Below are 18078 nucleotides of genomic sequence, written 5' to 3' on the forward strand. Positions count from 1 at the left end.
AAAACGCATGGCATGCTGAAATCAGTTCGAATGAAATGAAAACAAGGAAGATTGAAATAATGGATACTACGCTGAGGGATGGTGAACAAACCTCTGGCGTTTCCTTTTCGGCTGGTGAAAAACTCACCCTGGCTAAATTGCTTCTGGATGAACTAAAAGTAGACAGGATAGAGATTGCTTCTGCCAGAGTTTCTGAAGGGGAATTTCAATCTGTAATTCAAATTATGGATTGGGCACATGAGATGGGGTATGAAGACAGGGTTGAAGTCCTCACTTTTGTTGATAATGGCTTGTCTATTGAATGGATGATAAAGGCGAAAGCCAAAGTTCAGAACCTGCTGACAAAGGGCTCTTTGAACCACCTAACCCATCAATTAAAGAGAACTCCACAACAACACTTTAACGAAATTGAGCAAGTTATTCAACTGGCTCAGGACAATGCTATAGCTACTAATGTTTACCTGGAGGATTGGAGCAATGGAATGAGGAATTCTCCTGAATACGTATTTCAATTCCTTGATTTCCTGGCCACTCAACCCATAAAAAGAGTATTACTCCCAGATACGCTGGGCGTATTGACCCACGAAGAAGCCGGGCGCTATATTGCGCAGATTATTGAGAAATATCCCGATTTGCATTTCGATTTCCACGGACATAATGATTATGATCTCAGTGTGGCTAATGTTATGGAGGCATTAAAGGCTGGATGCCATGGTCTTCATCTTACGGTAAACGGAATGGGCGAAAGAGCAGGTAACGCTCCCCTTGCAAGTGTGGTTGCCGTTGTGAACGATTTTATGCCGCATTTGGAGATAGCTGTGGATGAATCTTCCCTCTTTAAAGTAAGCAAATTAGTTTCTGCATTTACAGGTTTTGGAATTCCTGCAAACAAACCAATTGTAGGTGACAATGTTTTTACACAAACAGCTGGTATACATGCAGATGGAGATAACAAAAAGAATCTTTACTTTAATGATTTACTACCAGAAAGATTTGGAAGGAAACGCAGGTATGCGCTGGGAAAGACCTCTGGTAAAGCTAATATTCAAAAGAACCTTCAGGAATTAGGCCTTACTTTAAACGATGAGGACCTGAAAAAGGTAACTCAGCGGATCATTGAACTGGGTGATAAAAAAGAAAAGGTAACCAAAGAAGATCTACCTTTTATCATATCAGATGTACTGGATAGTGAAACCTTTCAACAGAAAGTTTTTGTAAAATCTTATGTGCTTACTCATTCTAAAGGACTTAAACCATCTACAACAGTATGTGTGGATATCAATGGAGAGACTTATGAGGAGCACGCCCAGGGCGATGGACAGTACGATGCCTTTATGAATGCACTCAGGAAAGTATATAAAGCTAAAAAACAAGATTTACCCACCCTTGTAGACTATGCAGTAAGAATTCCTCCCGGCAGTAACTCCGATGCCTTATGCGAGACAATAATCACCTGGCAGAATAACGGAACCAGTTTTACAACAAGAGGATTGGATTCTGACCAGACAGTTTCCGCGATTAAGGCTACAGAAAAAATGTTGAATATCATCTAAAAGTATAAACCATTCAAGAATCTATATGAAACTAAACATTGCCCTATTGGCCGGAGACGGTATTGGCCCTGAAGTAATAGACCAGGCAGTAAAAGTCTGCGATGCTATAGCAAGTAAATTTGATCACGAAATTAGTTGGAAGCCTGCTTTAACCGGAGCTGCGGCCATAGATGCAGTAGGAGAGCCCTATCCGGATGAGACCCATGAGATTTGCTCCTCGGCAGATGCGGTGTTATTTGGAGCTATTGGGCATCCGAGATTTGACAATGACCCATCAGCTAAGGTCAGACCAGAGCAGGGACTATTGAAGATGCGACAAAAACTAGGCCTGTTTGCCAATGTCAGACCTACCTTCACCTTCCCATCATTAATAGATAAATCTCCCTTAAAAAAAGAGCGTATAGAAGGAACAGACCTGATTATTCTCCGAGAATTAACGGGAGGAGTTTATTTTGGTGAAAGAGGCAGATCTCAGGATAGTGATACCGCTTTTGATACCATGACCTATACCAGGGCAGAGATACAACGCTTGGCCAAAAAGGGTTTTGAAATGGCCATGAAGCGTTCAAAAAAATTATGCTGCGTAGACAAGGCAAATGTTTTGGAGTCTTCACGCCTATGGAGAGAAACGGTACAAGCCATGGAGAAAGAATATCCGCAGGTGGAAGTATCCTATGAGTTTGTTGATGCCGTAGCCATGAGATTGGTACAATGGCCAAAAGCTTATGATGTTATGATCACTGCCAATTTATTTGGAGATATCTTAACAGACGAAGCCTCAGTTATTTCGGGCTCGATGGGTCTGATGCCCTCCTCTTCCGTAGGTAGCAATGTTTCCCTTTATGAACCCATTCATGGTTCCTATCCACAAGCGGCGGGGAAGGATATTGCCAACCCACTTGCTACAGTACTGTCTGCAGCTATGCTTTTTGAAGATTTAGACCTGGCGGAAGAAGCTCTGGCCATTCGCAATGTAGTTAATGCATCACTTGCAGCAGGGATAGTCACAGAAGATCTGGCCGAAGGAGGCAAATCTTATAAAACCAGCGAAGTTGGCGACTGGCTGGCCCAGAATATTTAATAGGCATAGCAGGAACAACAGGAATTGCTCAGGATTTAAGGTATGATAGTTGAAGGATTAGTTCTTAAACCGGCCTTCTTAAGACGCTGCCGTGCAAACAGTCCTTATTTGAAGAAATAAACAGATCGGTTTTTGATAGTTTAAAGGTTATCAGGCATCAATTGTATAGAGAAAGGGAAAATTAGTAATCAGGAATCCCTATCTGACTTCAGAGATTTGGACATCACAATAAAATCAAAATGTTCCCGGCCAATTTGAAACTCGTGCTGCCCTACAGTTTCAAACCCATTTCTTTTGTAAAAATTGATTGCCCTTTCATTTTCATCCAGGACAGAAAGCCAGATAGCATGGTAATCCGATTTAATTGCCCGTTGCAAAAGTCTTTCCTGCAATTGGAAGCCAATTCTCAATGATAGAAAATCTTTAAGCACATAAATTTTCTGTAGCTGACAAACATCATCATCACCAAGAACAAATTGGGATGGAGAATTTAGCTTAAGTTTAGCATACCCTACAGGCAGGCGGTCTGCAAATGCTATCCAATAAACGTTCTCTTTCTTTTTTAAGCTGTTTTCGATCTTTTCTACTGAAAAAGTCCGTAGTAAGTACTGCTGCAGATCTTTTCTATCCCGAAACAGATGTCCGAAAGTTTCCGTAAAAGTAACCCTTCCCAGGATTGAAATAGCTACAGCATCCGATGAGTCAGCTATTCTAATTTCAATATTTCCCATGAGATTCCGACAACTTAATTATTAAGTCTGTAGCCTTACAAAATATAGTCTGTACTGATAAAGTTAGACAGTTTTGTTTCTAACAGCTGCTGAACAGTTTCATTATTCAACTCATTGTCCTTAAAAGCAACAAAAGTCCTGATAGAGAAAGAACGCAAGGCATCATGAACACTTAAGGTAGATTGAGCCGAGTCTTTTCTTCCCGTAAACGGGTAAACATCAGGTCCTCGCTGGCAAGAGCTGTTGAGGTTAACACGACACACCAGGTTAGCCAGGGTGTCTATTAAAGGGGCCAGGGCATAAACATCCTTGCCAAAAAGACTCACCTGTTGCCCATAATTACTTTCGGCCATATCATCTAGTGGTTCCTCTATATCATTAAAAGGCACCAAGGGTATTACCGGTCCAAATTGCTCTTCCTGATATACCCTCATTTCTTTGGTAACAGGGTAAAGCACGGCAGGCCAGATAAAATTGTCATAACGTTTTCCTCCTTTCTTATTAAGAATCCTGGCTCCTTTAGCCAGGGCATCATCAATAAGTTCCTGAATATAATCGGGTTTATCGGGTTCGGGCAATGGGGTGAGTTGCACTCCCTTATCCCAGGGGTTCCCAAATTTCAACGCATCTACTTTGGCAGAAAACTTCTTGTTGAATGCTTCTGCAATATCCTCATGAACATAAACCACCTTCAAGGCCGTGCATCGCTGTCCGTTATAGGAAGTTGTTCCCGATATGCATTCGTCAATAGTCAGCTCAAGATCAGCATCGGGTAAAATAATGGCTGGATTCTTGGCTTCCAGTCCCAGAACTAATCTTAGACGGTTACTTTTTGGATGTTGATCTTGCAAGGCATTGGCAGATTTACTATTCCCAATCAATGCAAGAACATCAACCTGGCCGGTCTGCATAATTGGAGCGGCAAGAGCCCTACCCCTTCCAAATAAAATATTTACTACCCCTTTGGGGAAACTACTCTGAAATGCCTCTAATAAGGGAGTTATGAGTAAAACTCCAAATTTAGCCGGCTTAAAAATGGCGGTATTCCCCATAATAAGGGCCGGTATCAATAATGTAAAGGTTTCGTTTAACGGATAGTTATACGGCCCCAGGCACAAGACAACACCAAGAGGACCACGCCTTATATGAGCATAGACTCCATCATTTTTTTCAAATTTGGCAGAATTTCTGTCAAGTTGCTTATAGTCTTCAATAGTGTCATAAATATATTCTACTGTCCTATCAAATTCTTTCTCTGAGTCTGGCAAAGATTTACCTATTTCCCACATCAGTAACTTAACCACTTCGTCGCGCTTGGTTTCCATCTGCTTTACAAATTTCTCCATGCATTCTATTCTGTCGTTCACCTTCATTGTCGGCCAAACGCCCTGCCCCTGGTTGTATGCTCCATGGGCAGCCTCTAAAGCCAACAGGGCTTCCTTTTCTGCCATATCAGGAATACTACCCAATAAACTAGGTTTATATTCCTTTGTGGATGAAATTGTCGAATAAATCTCTGACGACTTTCCACTCCAGGACAAGAGTTCCCCATTTATCAAATAGTGTTTATGATGAATAGGTTCGTCTAGCTGGTGTTTTTCTGGTATTAATTCAGCGGTAGCATTCATGTTCTAAATTGTCTTTTTGATCCTGTAACTGATATTCCTCTTCAACCCGGGTTAAATCCGGTTTATACAATTGGCTTCATTGCTGTCATAGACGCCCTTAATCTGGCCCCTACAATTTCAACAGGATGTTCTCTCAGGGTTTGATTAATGGCAATCAGTTTAGCATTATCCACGCCATTGTCCTTACCTTCACCAAAGTGTGTTCCTATAACATCAACATCTATTTGCTCCATAAAATCAGCAAGTAATGGTTTACAGGCATGGTCAAATAAATAACAACCGTATTCTGCGGTGTCCGAGATAACCCTGTTCATCTCAAAAAGTTTCTTCCTTGCAATGGTATTGGCAATTAGCGGAGTTTCGTGCAACGATTCGTAATAGGCAGATTCACCAATTATACCCGATTCGGTCATGGATTCATAAGCCAATTCCACGCCTGCCCTTACAAATGCCACCATCAGTACACCATTGTCATAATACTCCTGTTCCGCGATATTATCCTTACCTGCAGGGGTTTTCTCGAATGCTGTCTCACCGGTTGCCGCACGCCATTGTAATAAGTTTTTATCGTCGTTAGCCCAATCTTCCATCATGGTTTTTGAGAAATATCCACTCATGATATCATCCATATGTTTATGGAAAAGCGGGCGCATAATATCTTTCAGGTTTTCGGACAACTCAAAAGCCTTAATTTTAGCAGGATTAGACAGCCTATCCATCATATTAGTAATTCCTCCGTATTTGAGTCCCTCTGTCACTGTTTCCCATCCGTACTGAATAAGTTTAGAAGCATAGCCGGGTTCTATCCCTTTAGCGATCATCTTGTCAAAACACAATATAGAGCCTGTTTGTAAGATCCCGCAAAGTATAGTTTGTTCCCCCATTAGGTCAGATTTAACTTCAGCAACAAAAGAAGATTCCAATACCCCTGCCCTATGTCCGCCAGTTCCTACAGCGTAGGCTTTAGCTTGTTCCATACCTTTACCCTGAGGATCGTTATCCGGGTGCACGGCAATCAGTGTAGGCACGCCAAACCCTCTTTTGTATTCTTCCCTCACTTCAGACCCAGGGCATTTTGGAGCTACCATAATCACTGTAAGGTCTTTTCTGATCTGCATCCCTTCTTCAACAATATTAAATCCATGTGAATAAGATAATGTAGCATCTTTCTTCATTAAAGGCATCACCGCATTTATAACACTGGTATGCTGCTTATCCGGGGTAAGGTTAATTACCAGATCCGCACTGGGCACCAACTCTTCGTAGGTACCAACAGTAAATCCGTTTTCGGTGGCATTCTTATAGGATTGCCGCTGTTCTTTAATAGCAGCTTCCCTAAGGGTATAAGAAATATCCAATCCGGAATCTCTCATATTTAGCCCCTGATTTAAACCCTGGGCACCACAACCCACTATAACTATTTTCTTGCCTTTTAATGCATTTACTCCATCTGAGAATTCGGTAGATTCCATGAACCTGCATTTTCCTAATTGTAATAATTGATCTCTTAATGAAAGCGTATTAAAGTAATTTGCCATTTTGGTTTTCCTATTTAGTGTATGTTCTTATTTCGTTTGAAATTCTTTTAATAAAGCGGTGATTTGCATTACAGACTTGGTCACGGCAATTCTTCCTGAGCGCACAAATTGCATTATTCCATATGGAGATAACTGATGGTACATTTCATCAATCTCTCCTCGCCTGCCCGTCTTTGCCAAAACAAAATATTCCCGAGATACTGTCACTATCTGTGCATTGCTTTCTTTGATAATATTCTGTATTTGCCGATCGTCAAAAAGTAAATTGGAAGCTATCTTAAAAAGAGCCGATTCCTGATAAATGGTCTCCTCATCTGTATGATAGAAGGCCTTTATGACTTCTATTTGCTTTTCTATTTGTTGTACAATTTTACGCGTCCAATCTTCTGTGGTAAAAATTACTACAGTAAATTTAGAAACACCATTAATTTCTGATTTTGAAACATTTAAACTCTCTATATTAATGTGTCTCTTTAAAAATATTCCGGATATCCTATTCAACAATCCTACGTTGTTTTCAGAATATACTGAGATTGTAAACCACTTATTTTCCATAATCTCTTTTAATTTTCTCCCCCTTTGACAGGGAAGTAAAAATTCTTATTATAAACACGCTACTTTTTTGTAGCTACAATGAGTCCGGTAGACCAATTTAACTTCGTTATTGTAAAATCTTCTCTGTTTTCCATATAGCTGATCAATGCTTCAACTTTGTCCCCGTGCCCTTCGGGCCAGTTGGGTTGCTGACTCATATCATCAACAACATAGAATCCGCCTTTATTTACCATACTGAGTATCTCATCTATCTGGCTATACTTACCCGGCCAGGCGTCGGCAAAGATCAGATCGAAGCTTTTATCAGCATTGTTCTGTATCCAGTGCTCTGCATCCCCACAAATAATTTTCACCCTCGGATCCTTTCCAAAGTACCCCATAGCAATGGATGTCAGTTCAACATCGTTATCTATGGTGGTTAATTCTGCCGTATCGTCCAATCCTTCAACCATCCATGAAAGAGACAAACCAATTCCTGTTCCTAACTCAAGGAATTGCCCCCCGGGTTTAGAAGTAATTAATGTTCTCAATAATGATCCTATATAAAGATCTGAAGGCATAGTAAAGCCCATTTCCTCAGATTTATCAAGAATTTCCGAATGAATTTCCGGGGTATTCAAAATTGTAGAGTCGTTCATTACAAGGGCTACTTTAATCTGATATCTGAAACCGAAGCTCCTGATGGGATCATAGGGAATACATTGTCTTCTTTCTCTACTTTTACTTCCAGGAAGTACGGCTCACTGGAAGCCATCATCTCTTCTACTGTGGCCTTAAGGTCTTTGCGTTTTTCCACCCTTTTTGCCTTTATATGGTATCCTTCAGCGATCTTTACAAAATCCGGATTGGTCATTACCGTTGAAGCGTACCTCCTTTCAAAAAATAGTTCCTGCCATTGACGCACCATGCCAAGGTGGTCATTATTAAGTACCACAATCTTCACTGCTGTCTTATTCTGGTAAATCGTTGCCAATTCCTGAATATTCATCTGGTAACCTCCATCACCAATGATGGCCACTACTTCCCTGTCTTCAGCCCCCATTTTAGCACCAATTGCCGCCGGTAGTGCAAAACCCATAGTGCCAAGGCCACCTGAAGTTATATTGCTCTTAGACTGATTAAACTTAGCATACCTGCAAGCTATCATCTGGTGCTGCCCCACATCGGTAACAATAACTGCTTTGTTTTTTGAAGCAAGATTTATTTCTTCTATAACCTCACCCATGGTAAGACCTTCTTTAGTTGGGTGGAGGTCGTTCTTTATAACTGCATCAAACTCCTCTTCGTATTTAGTTTTGAACTCATTATGCCACTCTTCGTGCTTATTCTCTTTGATAAGCGGCAATAGTAATTCCAGGGAATCCCTGGCATCACCTAAAATAGCAACATCTGTGGTTACATTCTTGTCTATTTCGGCAGGATCTATTTCAAAATGGATCACCTTGGCCTGTTTTGCATAAGTGTCCAAACTTCCTGTTACCCTATCGTCAAAACGCATACCAATAGCAATGAGTACATCGCATTCGTTAGTAAGAATATTTGGGCCATAGTTACCGTGCATCCCTACCATCCCAACATTAAGGGGATGATCTGTATGCATGGCAGACAATCCCAGAATTGTCCATGCAGCAGGGATTCCTGCTTTTTCCACTAGTGCCTTTAGCTGTTCTTCGGCATGTCCTAAAATAACACCCTGCCCAAAAATGATATAGGGCTTTTTAGCATTATTTATAAGATCCGCAGCTTGCTCGATGGCTTTTGAATTGATCTTTGGCGAAGGATTATAACTTCGAACCCCTGTACAAGGCTCATAGCTAAAGTCCAATTCGTCAAATTGAGCATTTTTGGTGATATCAATTAAAACCGGTCCCGGTCTTCCGGATTTAGCAATATAAAATGCTTTGGCCATAATTTCGGGAATCTCCGTGGCTTTGGTAATCTGATAATTCCATTTGGTCACAGGAGTAGAAATACCAATTATATCGGTCTCCTGGAAAGCATCCGAACCCAAAAGGTGTCTCGGAACCTGCCCGGTAATACAAACCATAGGCGTTGAATCTATTTGAGCATCTGCCAGACCAGTAACCAGGTTTGTTGCACCCGGACCGGAAGTGGCCATGGCTACACCTACTTTTCCTGTAACTCTGGCATACCCCTGCGCAGCGTGCGTTGCTCCTTGTTCATGACGGGTCAGGATATGAGTTAGTTTGTCCTGAAACTTATATAATTCATCATAAACAGGCATAATAGCACCTCCGGGATACCCGTAAATCAAATCCGCTTCTTCTGCCAGAAGACAATGAATCAGGGCCTCTGCCCCACTAATCCGGATTGTGGTTTGTTTGGTTGAACCTGTGTTTTTTTCTTTTAGTGTTTCCATCTTTAAAGCGCAAATACAGAGATAGATTCCATATGCTTTTTCGGCAATGTTAGAAGTTCTCCCTATTTATGATCAATTTCCTAATATCTTTATATTTCAATTAAAATCTGCCTATTCCCGAAGAACTCAATCTTAAATTTCATCGGTTACACAGCCCTGGGAGGCAGATGAAACGGTTTTGGCATATTTATATAAGCTACCTTTTCTCACTTTTAAGGGCGGCTGAATCCAACTGGCTTTCCTTTCGGCTAACTCTTCGTCTGAAAGGGCCACAGAAATACTATTCTTTTCTGCGTCTATCGTAATAATATCTCCATCCTTAACCAGCCCAATGGTTCCGCCTTCCTGTGCCTCCGGGGATATATGTCCAACTACAAAGCCATGGGTACCTCCTGAAAATCGGCCATCAGTAATAAGAGCCACGTCTTTTCCCAGACCTGCTCCCATTATGGCCGCAGTGGGTTTTAGCATTTCGGGCATTCCGGGACCTCCCTTAGGGCCTTCATATCGTATCACCACCACATTCCCTTTTTTCACCAGTCCTTTACCAATACCTTCATTAGCCTTAAACTCATCCTCAAAAACCTTGGCCGGTCCGGTAAATACCAAACCTTCTTTTCCTGTTATTTTGGCAACAGCGCCATCCTGGGCAAGATTCCCATATAATATTCTCAAATGCCCGGTTTCCTTTATAGGATCGTTCAATGGTTTTACGACCTTTTGTCCTTCTGCCAAGTCAGGTAGTTCTGCAAGGTTCTCTGCAATGGTCTTACCGGTAACCGTCAGGCAGTCTCCATGGAGCATTCCATTATCGAGCATGAATTTCATAACGGCAGGAGTTCCTCCTACCCTGTGAACATCTTCCATTAAAAACTTACCACTTGGCTTTAAATCGGCCAAAAACGGGGTGGTATCACTTATTTTCTGAAAATCGTCTAAAGTAAATTCGATCTCCGCAGCTTTTGCAATTGCTAAAAAGTGCAAGACGGCATTTGTAGACCCTCCCATTACAGTTATTAACCTTATGGCATTCTCGAACGACTTCCTGCTAAGGATATCACTGGGCTTTAAATCGTTTTTTAACAAATTACCCATTGCCAGCCCTGCTTTTAAGCAATCCTGATTTTTATCTTCCCCTATAGCCGGGTTAGAAGAATTATATGGTAAGGCCATACCCAGGGCTTCAATAGCGGAAGCCATTGTATTGGCAGTGTACATTCCACCACAGGCACCTGCACCAGGGCAGGCATTCTGAATAACATTTTTGTACTCGGTTTCACCCATAGTACCAGCCACTTTTTCGCCCCATGCTTCAAAGGCCGAAACGATATCTAATTTTTTATCTTTTAAACAACCGGAAGCAATTGTACCTCCATATACTAATATTGAGGGCCGGTTTAAACGTATCATAGCCATTAAGGCTCCTGGCATATTTTTATCACATCCCACTACAGTTACCAGGCCGTCATAATTCATGGCCTGTACTACCGTCTCCATTGAATCTGCGATAATATCCCTTGATGGTAAAGAATAGCGCATTCCGTAGGTTCCCATAGATATGCCGTCACTTACACCTATAGTATTAAAAACCAGCCCTACCAGATTGGCATCTGCTGTGCCTTGTTTAACCTGTTGAGCCAAATCGTTGAGATGCATATTGCAGGGATTTCCTTCATAGCCTGTACTCCCGATTCCTATCAGGGGTTTTTTGAGGTCATCTTCTGTAAGTCCAATGGCATAGAGCATAGCCTGGGCTGCAGGCTGTGTCGGATCTTGGGTAACATTCTTACTATACTTATTCAATTCCATTAATAGTGCTGTTTGTTCTGGTGAAAGCCTACTATTTACTGACAAAGCCAAAGATAATTGTTTCCAAAGGTCTATGGGATTGGGCTAAATTGCTGGTTCAAATTCAAGACGCGAAATATTATGATAAAACACTGTTATTCAATATGATAGGTTAATAATTTTACCATATTCAATAAATGCTTGTATTTCATCTATGACATTTCAAATGCTACCTGATCTCCATATTTCTTTTGAGATAAAATGGAGATGGCTTTTTTGGAAAGTTGAAGAATCCTCGGATAGCCCCCTGTGGTTTGCCCATCGCGCATTAAAATTATCAGTTTCCCGGCAGGTGTAAGCTGCACTGTGCCGGGCAAGGTGGCCGAAGTAAGCATATTAATACTGTGCCCGTCAATAGTTTCGTTAAGCTGATATGCCATTCTGTTATTTTCCTTGGCAACACTAAATTCTTTTGAAAATAAGATTTCCAGTTGTTTATCGCTCAATATTCCATATTCTGGTCCGTATTGCACCTCCAGACCACTTACTTTGTGAAATGGAGCTGCTTTAACTTCGGCAATTTTAGGGGTAAATGCCGGAACAGCATCATAGTTGAGCTCCATATAATCCCGGATACAGTTTAGTTTTGTGATGGGTTTATAAAAAGACCTGCTTCCCAATACCTCCTCTGTCTTAAAGCCGTTTTTAATGGCAAGATAGCACCTGAATCCATTGATCAGTTTTCCAAAAGACAAAATATCTCCCTGCCTGATTTGATGAACTTCATAGGCCTTTATACCATTCCCATTGAGCTCAGCAGACAACTCTGCTCCCGTTATGGCAATATAGGTAGGTTCATTAAACTCGAGTGTAGGACCAGTCATGGTAATTTCAAGTACGGCATCCGAGCTCTCATTTTCGAGCAGGGAATTGGCTATAGCCGCAGAGTAGCTGTCCATTGCGCCGGAGACAGGAACCCCTTTATTCCTGAAATTGAACCTTCCAATATCCTGAACTGTTGAAAAGAATCCTGATGCGACAACTTTAAGCATTGATTTTGATTTTTTCGATATTGTAAATACCTACCTCTGCTTCTATCTTATGCAACTCGTACTGCCCCTTGTTGATTTGATAAAAAGCAATTCGGTCACCCACGTTCACAAAGCACGGGTCATCATTATTGATATTAAAAATAGGGACCGGACAATTCCCAATAATATTCCATCCTCCCGGGGAATCCTGTGGATATATGCCCGTTTGTTTCCCGGCCAGCCCTACAGCCCCCTTTTTGACATTCAACCTCGGCTCTGCCCTTCTTTCCGTTTCAAGACTTTTAGGCAAGCCTCCCAAATACATAAATCCCGGCAGGAAACCAATTCCATAAACCGTATATACATGCCTGGTATGGAGCCCGATTATCTCTTCCGGAGAAGTTTTCAGCGCCTGGGCAACTACTGAAAGGTCAATTCCAAATTCACTGTCATAACATACGGGTAGATTCCACTGGTAACGGTCGAGTACTACGGGTGCTGCTTCAGAAGAATACCAGTCTTTTAATTCTCTCCTAAATTTGCTGAAATTAATCTCGCCATCACGGTGAATTAATGTCAAAGAATTATAGGCAGCCACCATTTCCCATTCTATTTCGTTCAGATGATCTTGTTTTAAATGAAATTGGAACTGTAATATATCTTCCAAAATTTGTTCATCTACCTTATTGGGCCATTCTATCAGGATGGCCTGTTTTCCAAAAGGTTTTATGTTGATATTATAAGATTTCACTTGGATATACCGATGTTGTATTTACCTAATTCGTTAGAAAGATACGCTATAATCTGCACGGCAGATGGTGTATCGCCGTGAATACATATTGTATCTGCCTTAATTTCTACAAACTTCCCTGTGATCGTTTTAACTTTTTGATCCTGAACAATAGATAGGACATGATGTAATACTACCTCCGGATCTACAATTAGCGCATTGCTTTCACTTCTTGAAACCAGGCTTAAATCATCGTTGTAATTCCGGTCTCCAAAGGCTTCATAGGCCACTCTATGCCCTCTGGACAGTGCAAGTTTTTCTAATTCCGAATTATAAGGGACATATAGTAGTGGCTCTTTATCATAAATATGTATTGCATCAAGAAAGATCTCTGCCAAAACAACATCTGAGGCAAGATCATTGTATAATGCCCCATGAGCTTTTATATGATGCAGATTTACCCCTTCGTGCTCTAATATATCTGTTATTACTGCAAGTTGTTCGCGTATACTTTCTATTAAATGATCCCTGGACATTTGCACGGTTATCCTCCCGAAATTAGCCCGATCGGGATAGGAAGGGTGCGCTCCTACTTTTAAATTATGCGATTTGGATAACAAAACCAGACGTTTAATTGTTGCGAGGTCTCCGGCATGGCCACCACAGGCAATATTGCATGAGGAGATAAGCGGAAAAAGTGCTTTTTCATTGCCTACCCCTTCCCCTACATCACAATTGATATCAATATACATCTTGCTCAATCCTTTTCATTTAGTGTATTAGCCTTTCATCTTTCTTTAAAGCAATCCAAAGACGGTTATAATACTCTTTATTCCCAGAACCAGTACCAAACCAATTATTAGTAATGACATTATATTGTGCCATATCGTATTCTTAAATTTACCCATTACGGTTGATTTGTTCACTATCCAAAGAAGAAAAATAGCTATGAGTGGCAATAAGACACCATTGGCGACCTGAGCAAATTGTATTATTTCCAAAGGGGTAATATTGAAAGATAGAGACAAGACCCCTGTAATTAAAATCAGCATCCAGACCAGGCGAAATTTTACGTCTTTTAGTCCGGCCTTCCAGCCGAAACAACTTGCAGCAACGTAGGCGGCGGCTAATGGAGCAGTTATGGCAGAAGTAACCCCAGCAGCAAATAATCCTACCCCCATAAAGTATCGTGCTGCCTTGCCAAATAAGGGCTCCAGTCCTTGTGCAAGGCCAAATACATCGGTTACCTCTTCACTGTTTATCGCGGTCGCAGCTATAATAATAGCCATTGATACAAGTCCTCCTAAGCCTACTGATATTAAAGTATCTCGTTTGGCATATTCCAAATCGGAGTCGGATTTCCATTTCTCACTCACCAATGAGGCATGTAAAAAGAGATTATAAGGCACCACTGTTGTCCCTACCAGGGCAATGATTGTTAAGATACTATTTTCAGGTACCGTTGGCATAAAGAGCCCTGTAAAGACTTTCTCAAGATCTGGTTGGGTTATTATTGCGGTCAAGACAAAAGACAAACTCATTACCAACACAAGGGTTATAAAGACTTTCTCCAGGGTTTTATAAGATCCTATATATAAAAGGGCAAAGGCGACTCCGCCAATTATAAAGGGGTAGAAAGACAAGAAACGATCTCCAAAAATGGCCGCTAAACCCAGAGTGGCCCCTCCGATATTCCCCGCTTCATAGGCTGCATTACCAACAACGATTGCAGCGAGTATAATGCCTATGACAATAAAACGAACCACAGGGGTCTGCAGCTCTTTCCTGATCACTTCTGCCAAACCTTTTTGAGTAATTATTCCCAATCTGGCAGCCATTTCCTGTAATACAATGGTAGCTATAATGGAAAGGAGCATGGCCCAAAGCAAGCTATAACCAAAGGTTACTCCGGCCAAGGTGCAGGCGGTAACAGTTCCAGGCCCTATAAATGCAGCGGCAACTAATATGCCCGGCCCAATTTTTTTAAACATGAAATGGTTGGTTTCAGATTTATTTCAATATTACAATAAATATGGCTGGCTGCATCTTTGGTCGTATTGTATTGTTAAAAAAATTGTAGTCAATTTTAACATAATATGTGCATTTCATCTAAAAAAATGCAGTTCGTCTAAAAGTGGGGGTCCATACGTCGATACTTTATAATAATCCAAAAAAGTGCTGGTTATAATAGTCCCAAATCAAAATGAACTGAGTTAATGAAGTGCCTCGAATGTAATAATGAGCTGAGCTATATAGATCACAAAAATGCTATGGAATTATTTGGTCTTGAATTGTGTTCTCAGCATACACAAAGAATGGAAAAACTTATGCGAAGAAATGGTACGCCACTGGAGGCCGTACAATTATACTACGGACTCAAAGCAGCTGGTGTTCATCCGATGTTAGAGTGGTGGGATGGTAATAAATCTATTGATATTGCAGTTTCACGTGTGAAGCTGAATATTGAAATTGATACTGAATACCAAATGCTTACGCATGAACAAGCTATTAATGAATTGGAGGAAACTATGCACTCCTATAAAAATGGCTTTACAACAATAAGAATACCCCATATTCTAATAAAGCATTATTTGCAGGAGACAGTAAACAATATAATGGGAATTATTGAAGGATTACGAATCAATATTAAGGTAATATAGGTACCCCAAACCCACTAAAACCCTTTTAGAGATGGAAGCAAATGCGAATAGTAATTATACCGAGCGATCTTATAAAATCAGCCAGCTTATCCTGGTTTTATTAACATTTGCCGCGTTAAGCATCATCATTAATATTAACGCAGAATTATCACGATACCTGTTTGGACTGCCGGTAGTCTTTTCCGGAATTCTGGGTATTTATGGCTCTTATATCATTTATAAAGGCCTTGACGAACCTACAAACGAAAAAAAGATTATTGCCATTACGGTTAATTTTGCAATGGTATTACTCACTCTGACCATTTTGGTTTCCAATACGCTCTACAGGCTATAATTATAAGGCCATTATCAATTTGTGACTTGGCAGGAAAACAGTACCCAAAATTCTTCATAATACTGCCAAAAATCGAAAATTTGGCTTTACAAGTACTATTTACATAGCGTGTTCTCTATTATTTCTCTTCTGCCCTGATTACAGATGACTTATTATTTGTATCTTATTTTTCTTAAGATACACTATGAAAAATACAGACAGAAGACAATGGCTTAAAACGGTAGGTCTTTCCGGAGGGTTTGCACTACTTGCCGGCCTGGACGCCATAGCAGTTGACTATATTCCCGAACCCTGGAACTCGAATACCATCGCCAAACTCAATTCGAACGAGAATCCCTATGGCCCTTCAAAACGAGTAAGAGAAGTTCTTACAAATTCATTTGATATTGCCTGCCGTTATCCTTTTGGGGTGTTAAGAGAATTGGTTCAAATGATTGCTGAAAAGGAGGGTGTTACCAAAGACCATGTGGTTGTTTGTGGAGGTTCTACTGAAGGGCTAAAAGTAGCAGGACTGCTCTATGGGAAAAACGAAGCAGAAGTGATAGCCGCAGATCCTACTTTTCAGTCGCTAATGAGGTATTCTGAAAATTTTGGAGGTAAAGTACACAGGGTGCCGGTAAATGATGTCCTTGAACATGACCTGGACCAGATGGCCGGAAAGATTAACAGTAAAACCGGCCTGATTTTTCTCTGTAATCCCAATAACCCTACAGGAACCCTTATAAAAAAAGATCAACTTAAAGATTTTTGCACTTCATTTGATAAGAAGGCAATGATTTTTAGTGATGAGGCGTATTACGACTTTATAACGGAACCAGACTATCCGTCTATGGTTACCCTGGTAAAAGAGGGAAGAAATGTTATAGTTTCCAAAACCTTTTCAAAAGTTTATGGAATGGCTGGCCTTCGCATCGGCTACCTGATTGCGAAACCAGAAATTGCCAGTAAACTCAAAGCAGGGGTAATGGCGATGAGCAATACCCTGGCAATTGAAGCGGCCAAAGAGGCCCTCCGAGATGATGATTTCTACAAGTTCAGTCTTTTAAAAAACATGGAAGCCAAAGCAACAGTATATAATACCCTTGATGAAATTGGATTGGAATATGTAAAATCTCATACCAATTTCGTTTTCTTTAAAACAGGCAGACCTATTTCAGAAGTTATGGCGGCTATGAAAAATGAAGGTGTTTTAATAGGAAGGCCATTTCCACCCATGTTAGATTGGGCAAGAATTAGTACAGGTACCACAGAACAAATGCTTCACTTCAGTAAAGCTTTAAAACGCGTCATGAGTTAATTCATTCTCCTCTGTACAACAGCCCACAACTACTAAAACAGGCAGTTCAACCGGTATTTTGCCCCCTAGAACAAAACTAGTTATAAATCATAGGTAGATACAGGTATATTATCCATATTATTTCCCTTCAATTGGATGTTTTGAACACGATATCCGAAAAATTGAACCTTTCACAGAACAACTATCTAATAATTGTCAATTGAAAAATTGCATAGTAAAGCACTGATTATGAGCAAAAGAACTCTTTCACCCTTTTTCGTATATACCCTTTGTGCCCTCAGTATACTATGGGCATGGTATATTTATCTATATGCATAGAATAAGGCATTTAATTCTATCTTGCTTTCTTAAATAAAGCAAAAAAAAACAGCTCCGAAGAGCTGTTTTCATCTTGTAATTAAAAATAATTCTAGAAGTCTTCTTTAACCTCAGCTTTAGGAGCATTGTTTTTTACTGATGCAATTCCCTTATTCATTGAAGAGGTACTGGAGTACATCTGACTAGAGCCAATAACTTGTCCGTTTGTAGATTTCAAGTTAAAATAGGGCTTGCCATTTTTAGCAACTTTCTTGTCATAGCATTTATCACTACCACAATTTTTCTTAACAGATGCAATACCATTATCACAGGCCGCTTTTGTATTATAGGCCTCACTGGTTAGTACTACCAATCCGTTTGCCGCTTTTAAGTTAAAACGAAATTTTCCTGCTTTGTCTTTTTTGATTTCAAATTTTCCCATGTTTATAGAAGTAAGTGGTTAACGTTAATATGT

General features: G+C 40.5%; 17 protein-coding genes. 5 read left to right on the plus strand and 12 right to left on the minus strand.

Annotated features, from left to right (window positions below; all coding sequences use genetic code 11):
- The first annotated feature begins 35 nt into the window (after positions 1-35).
- Both J1G40_RS03980 and leuB read left to right on the plus strand, forming a co-directional pair.
- Positions 36-1553, plus strand: a complete 1518-nt coding sequence (locus J1G40_RS03980) for an alpha-isopropylmalate synthase regulatory domain-containing protein (RefSeq protein ID WP_265241189.1) — start codon at positions 36-38, stop codon at positions 1551-1553.
- A gap of 25 nt (positions 1554-1578) precedes the next feature.
- Entirely contained in the window at positions 1579-2634 is a 1056-nt protein-coding gene (gene leuB, locus J1G40_RS03985; RefSeq protein WP_265241191.1) for a 3-isopropylmalate dehydrogenase, read from the plus strand.
- 188 nt (positions 2635-2822) lie between these two features.
- Here leuB and J1G40_RS03990 read toward each other — a convergent pair whose 3' ends face one another.
- From J1G40_RS03990 to J1G40_RS04040, 11 genes are all read right to left on the minus strand, one after another.
- On the minus strand, positions 2823-3365 hold the full coding sequence (locus tag J1G40_RS03990) for a GNAT family N-acetyltransferase (RefSeq protein WP_265241193.1): 543 nt from the start codon (positions 3363-3365) through the stop codon (positions 2823-2825).
- A 35-nt stretch (positions 3366-3400) separates the two neighbouring features.
- The gene (locus J1G40_RS03995) at positions 3401-4993 is read right to left on the minus strand and encodes an NADP-dependent glyceraldehyde-3-phosphate dehydrogenase (RefSeq protein WP_265241194.1); all 1593 of its coding nucleotides are present in this window, start codon (positions 4991-4993) and stop codon (positions 3401-3403) included.
- A 62-nt stretch (positions 4994-5055) separates the two neighbouring features.
- A complete protein-coding gene (ilvC, locus tag J1G40_RS04000) occupies positions 5056-6531 on the minus strand; it encodes a ketol-acid reductoisomerase (RefSeq protein ID WP_265241196.1) in 1476 nt (491 codons plus the stop codon).
- A 27-nt stretch (positions 6532-6558) separates the two neighbouring features.
- On the minus strand, positions 6559-7086 hold the full coding sequence (ilvN, locus tag J1G40_RS04005) for an acetolactate synthase small subunit (RefSeq protein ID WP_265241197.1): 528 nt from the start codon (positions 7084-7086) through the stop codon (positions 6559-6561).
- 59 nt (positions 7087-7145) lie between these two features.
- Complete coding sequence (locus J1G40_RS04010; protein WP_265241198.1) at positions 7146-7724, minus strand: O-methyltransferase; 579 nt, start codon at positions 7722-7724, stop codon at positions 7146-7148.
- 8 nt (positions 7725-7732) lie between these two features.
- Positions 7733-9466, minus strand: a complete 1734-nt coding sequence (ilvB, locus tag J1G40_RS04015) for a biosynthetic-type acetolactate synthase large subunit (RefSeq protein ID WP_265241199.1) — start codon at positions 9464-9466, stop codon at positions 7733-7735.
- 132 nt (positions 9467-9598) lie between these two features.
- Complete coding sequence (gene ilvD / locus J1G40_RS04020) at positions 9599-11275, minus strand: dihydroxy-acid dehydratase (RefSeq protein WP_265241201.1); 1677 nt, start codon at positions 11273-11275, stop codon at positions 9599-9601.
- A 191-nt stretch (positions 11276-11466) separates the two neighbouring features.
- Positions 11467-12306 carry a biotin-dependent carboxyltransferase family protein gene (locus J1G40_RS04025; protein WP_265241205.1) on the minus strand — a complete coding sequence of 280 codons (840 nt, stop codon included), beginning with the start codon at positions 12304-12306 and terminating at the stop codon, positions 11467-11469.
- Complete coding sequence (pxpB, locus tag J1G40_RS04030) at positions 12299-13036, minus strand: 5-oxoprolinase subunit PxpB (RefSeq protein ID WP_265241207.1); 738 nt, start codon at positions 13034-13036, stop codon at positions 12299-12301. Before pxpB ends, J1G40_RS04025 begins: the two co-directional genes overlap by 8 nt.
- The gene (gene pxpA / locus J1G40_RS04035; RefSeq protein ID WP_265241634.1) at positions 13033-13767 is read right to left on the minus strand and encodes a 5-oxoprolinase subunit PxpA; all 735 of its coding nucleotides are present in this window, start codon (positions 13765-13767) and stop codon (positions 13033-13035) included. Before pxpA ends, pxpB begins: the two co-directional genes overlap by 4 nt.
- A gap of 45 nt (positions 13768-13812) precedes the next feature.
- Positions 13813-15006, minus strand: a complete 1194-nt coding sequence (locus J1G40_RS04040) for an Nramp family divalent metal transporter (RefSeq protein WP_265241209.1) — start codon at positions 15004-15006, stop codon at positions 13813-13815.
- Positions 15007-15231: 225 nt separating this feature from the next.
- On the opposite strand from J1G40_RS04040, the gene J1G40_RS04045 reads away from it, so the two are divergent.
- The 3 genes from J1G40_RS04045 (at position 15232) to J1G40_RS04055 (ending at position 17306) form a co-directional block, all read left to right on the plus strand.
- Complete coding sequence (locus J1G40_RS04045; protein ID WP_265241211.1) at positions 15232-15675, plus strand: hypothetical protein; 444 nt, start codon at positions 15232-15234, stop codon at positions 15673-15675.
- A 31-nt stretch (positions 15676-15706) separates the two neighbouring features.
- The gene (locus tag J1G40_RS04050; RefSeq protein ID WP_265241212.1) at positions 15707-16009 is read left to right on the plus strand and encodes a hypothetical protein; all 303 of its coding nucleotides are present in this window, start codon (positions 15707-15709) and stop codon (positions 16007-16009) included.
- 184 nt (positions 16010-16193) lie between these two features.
- A complete protein-coding gene (locus J1G40_RS04055; RefSeq protein WP_265241214.1) occupies positions 16194-17306 on the plus strand; it encodes a pyridoxal phosphate-dependent aminotransferase in 1113 nt (370 codons plus the stop codon).
- A 409-nt stretch (positions 17307-17715) separates the two neighbouring features.
- Here J1G40_RS04055 and J1G40_RS04060 read toward each other — a convergent pair whose 3' ends face one another.
- Positions 17716-18045, minus strand: coding sequence for a YegP family protein (locus J1G40_RS04060; protein ID WP_265241216.1), 330 nt, complete (start codon positions 18043-18045; stop codon positions 17716-17718).
- Positions 18046-18078 lie beyond the last annotated feature (33 nt).

Origin of the sequence: Muriicola sp. Z0-33 (assembly GCF_026126425.1) — a bacterium.
Lineage (GTDB): Bacteria > Bacteroidota > Bacteroidia > Flavobacteriales > Flavobacteriaceae > JAFMPW01.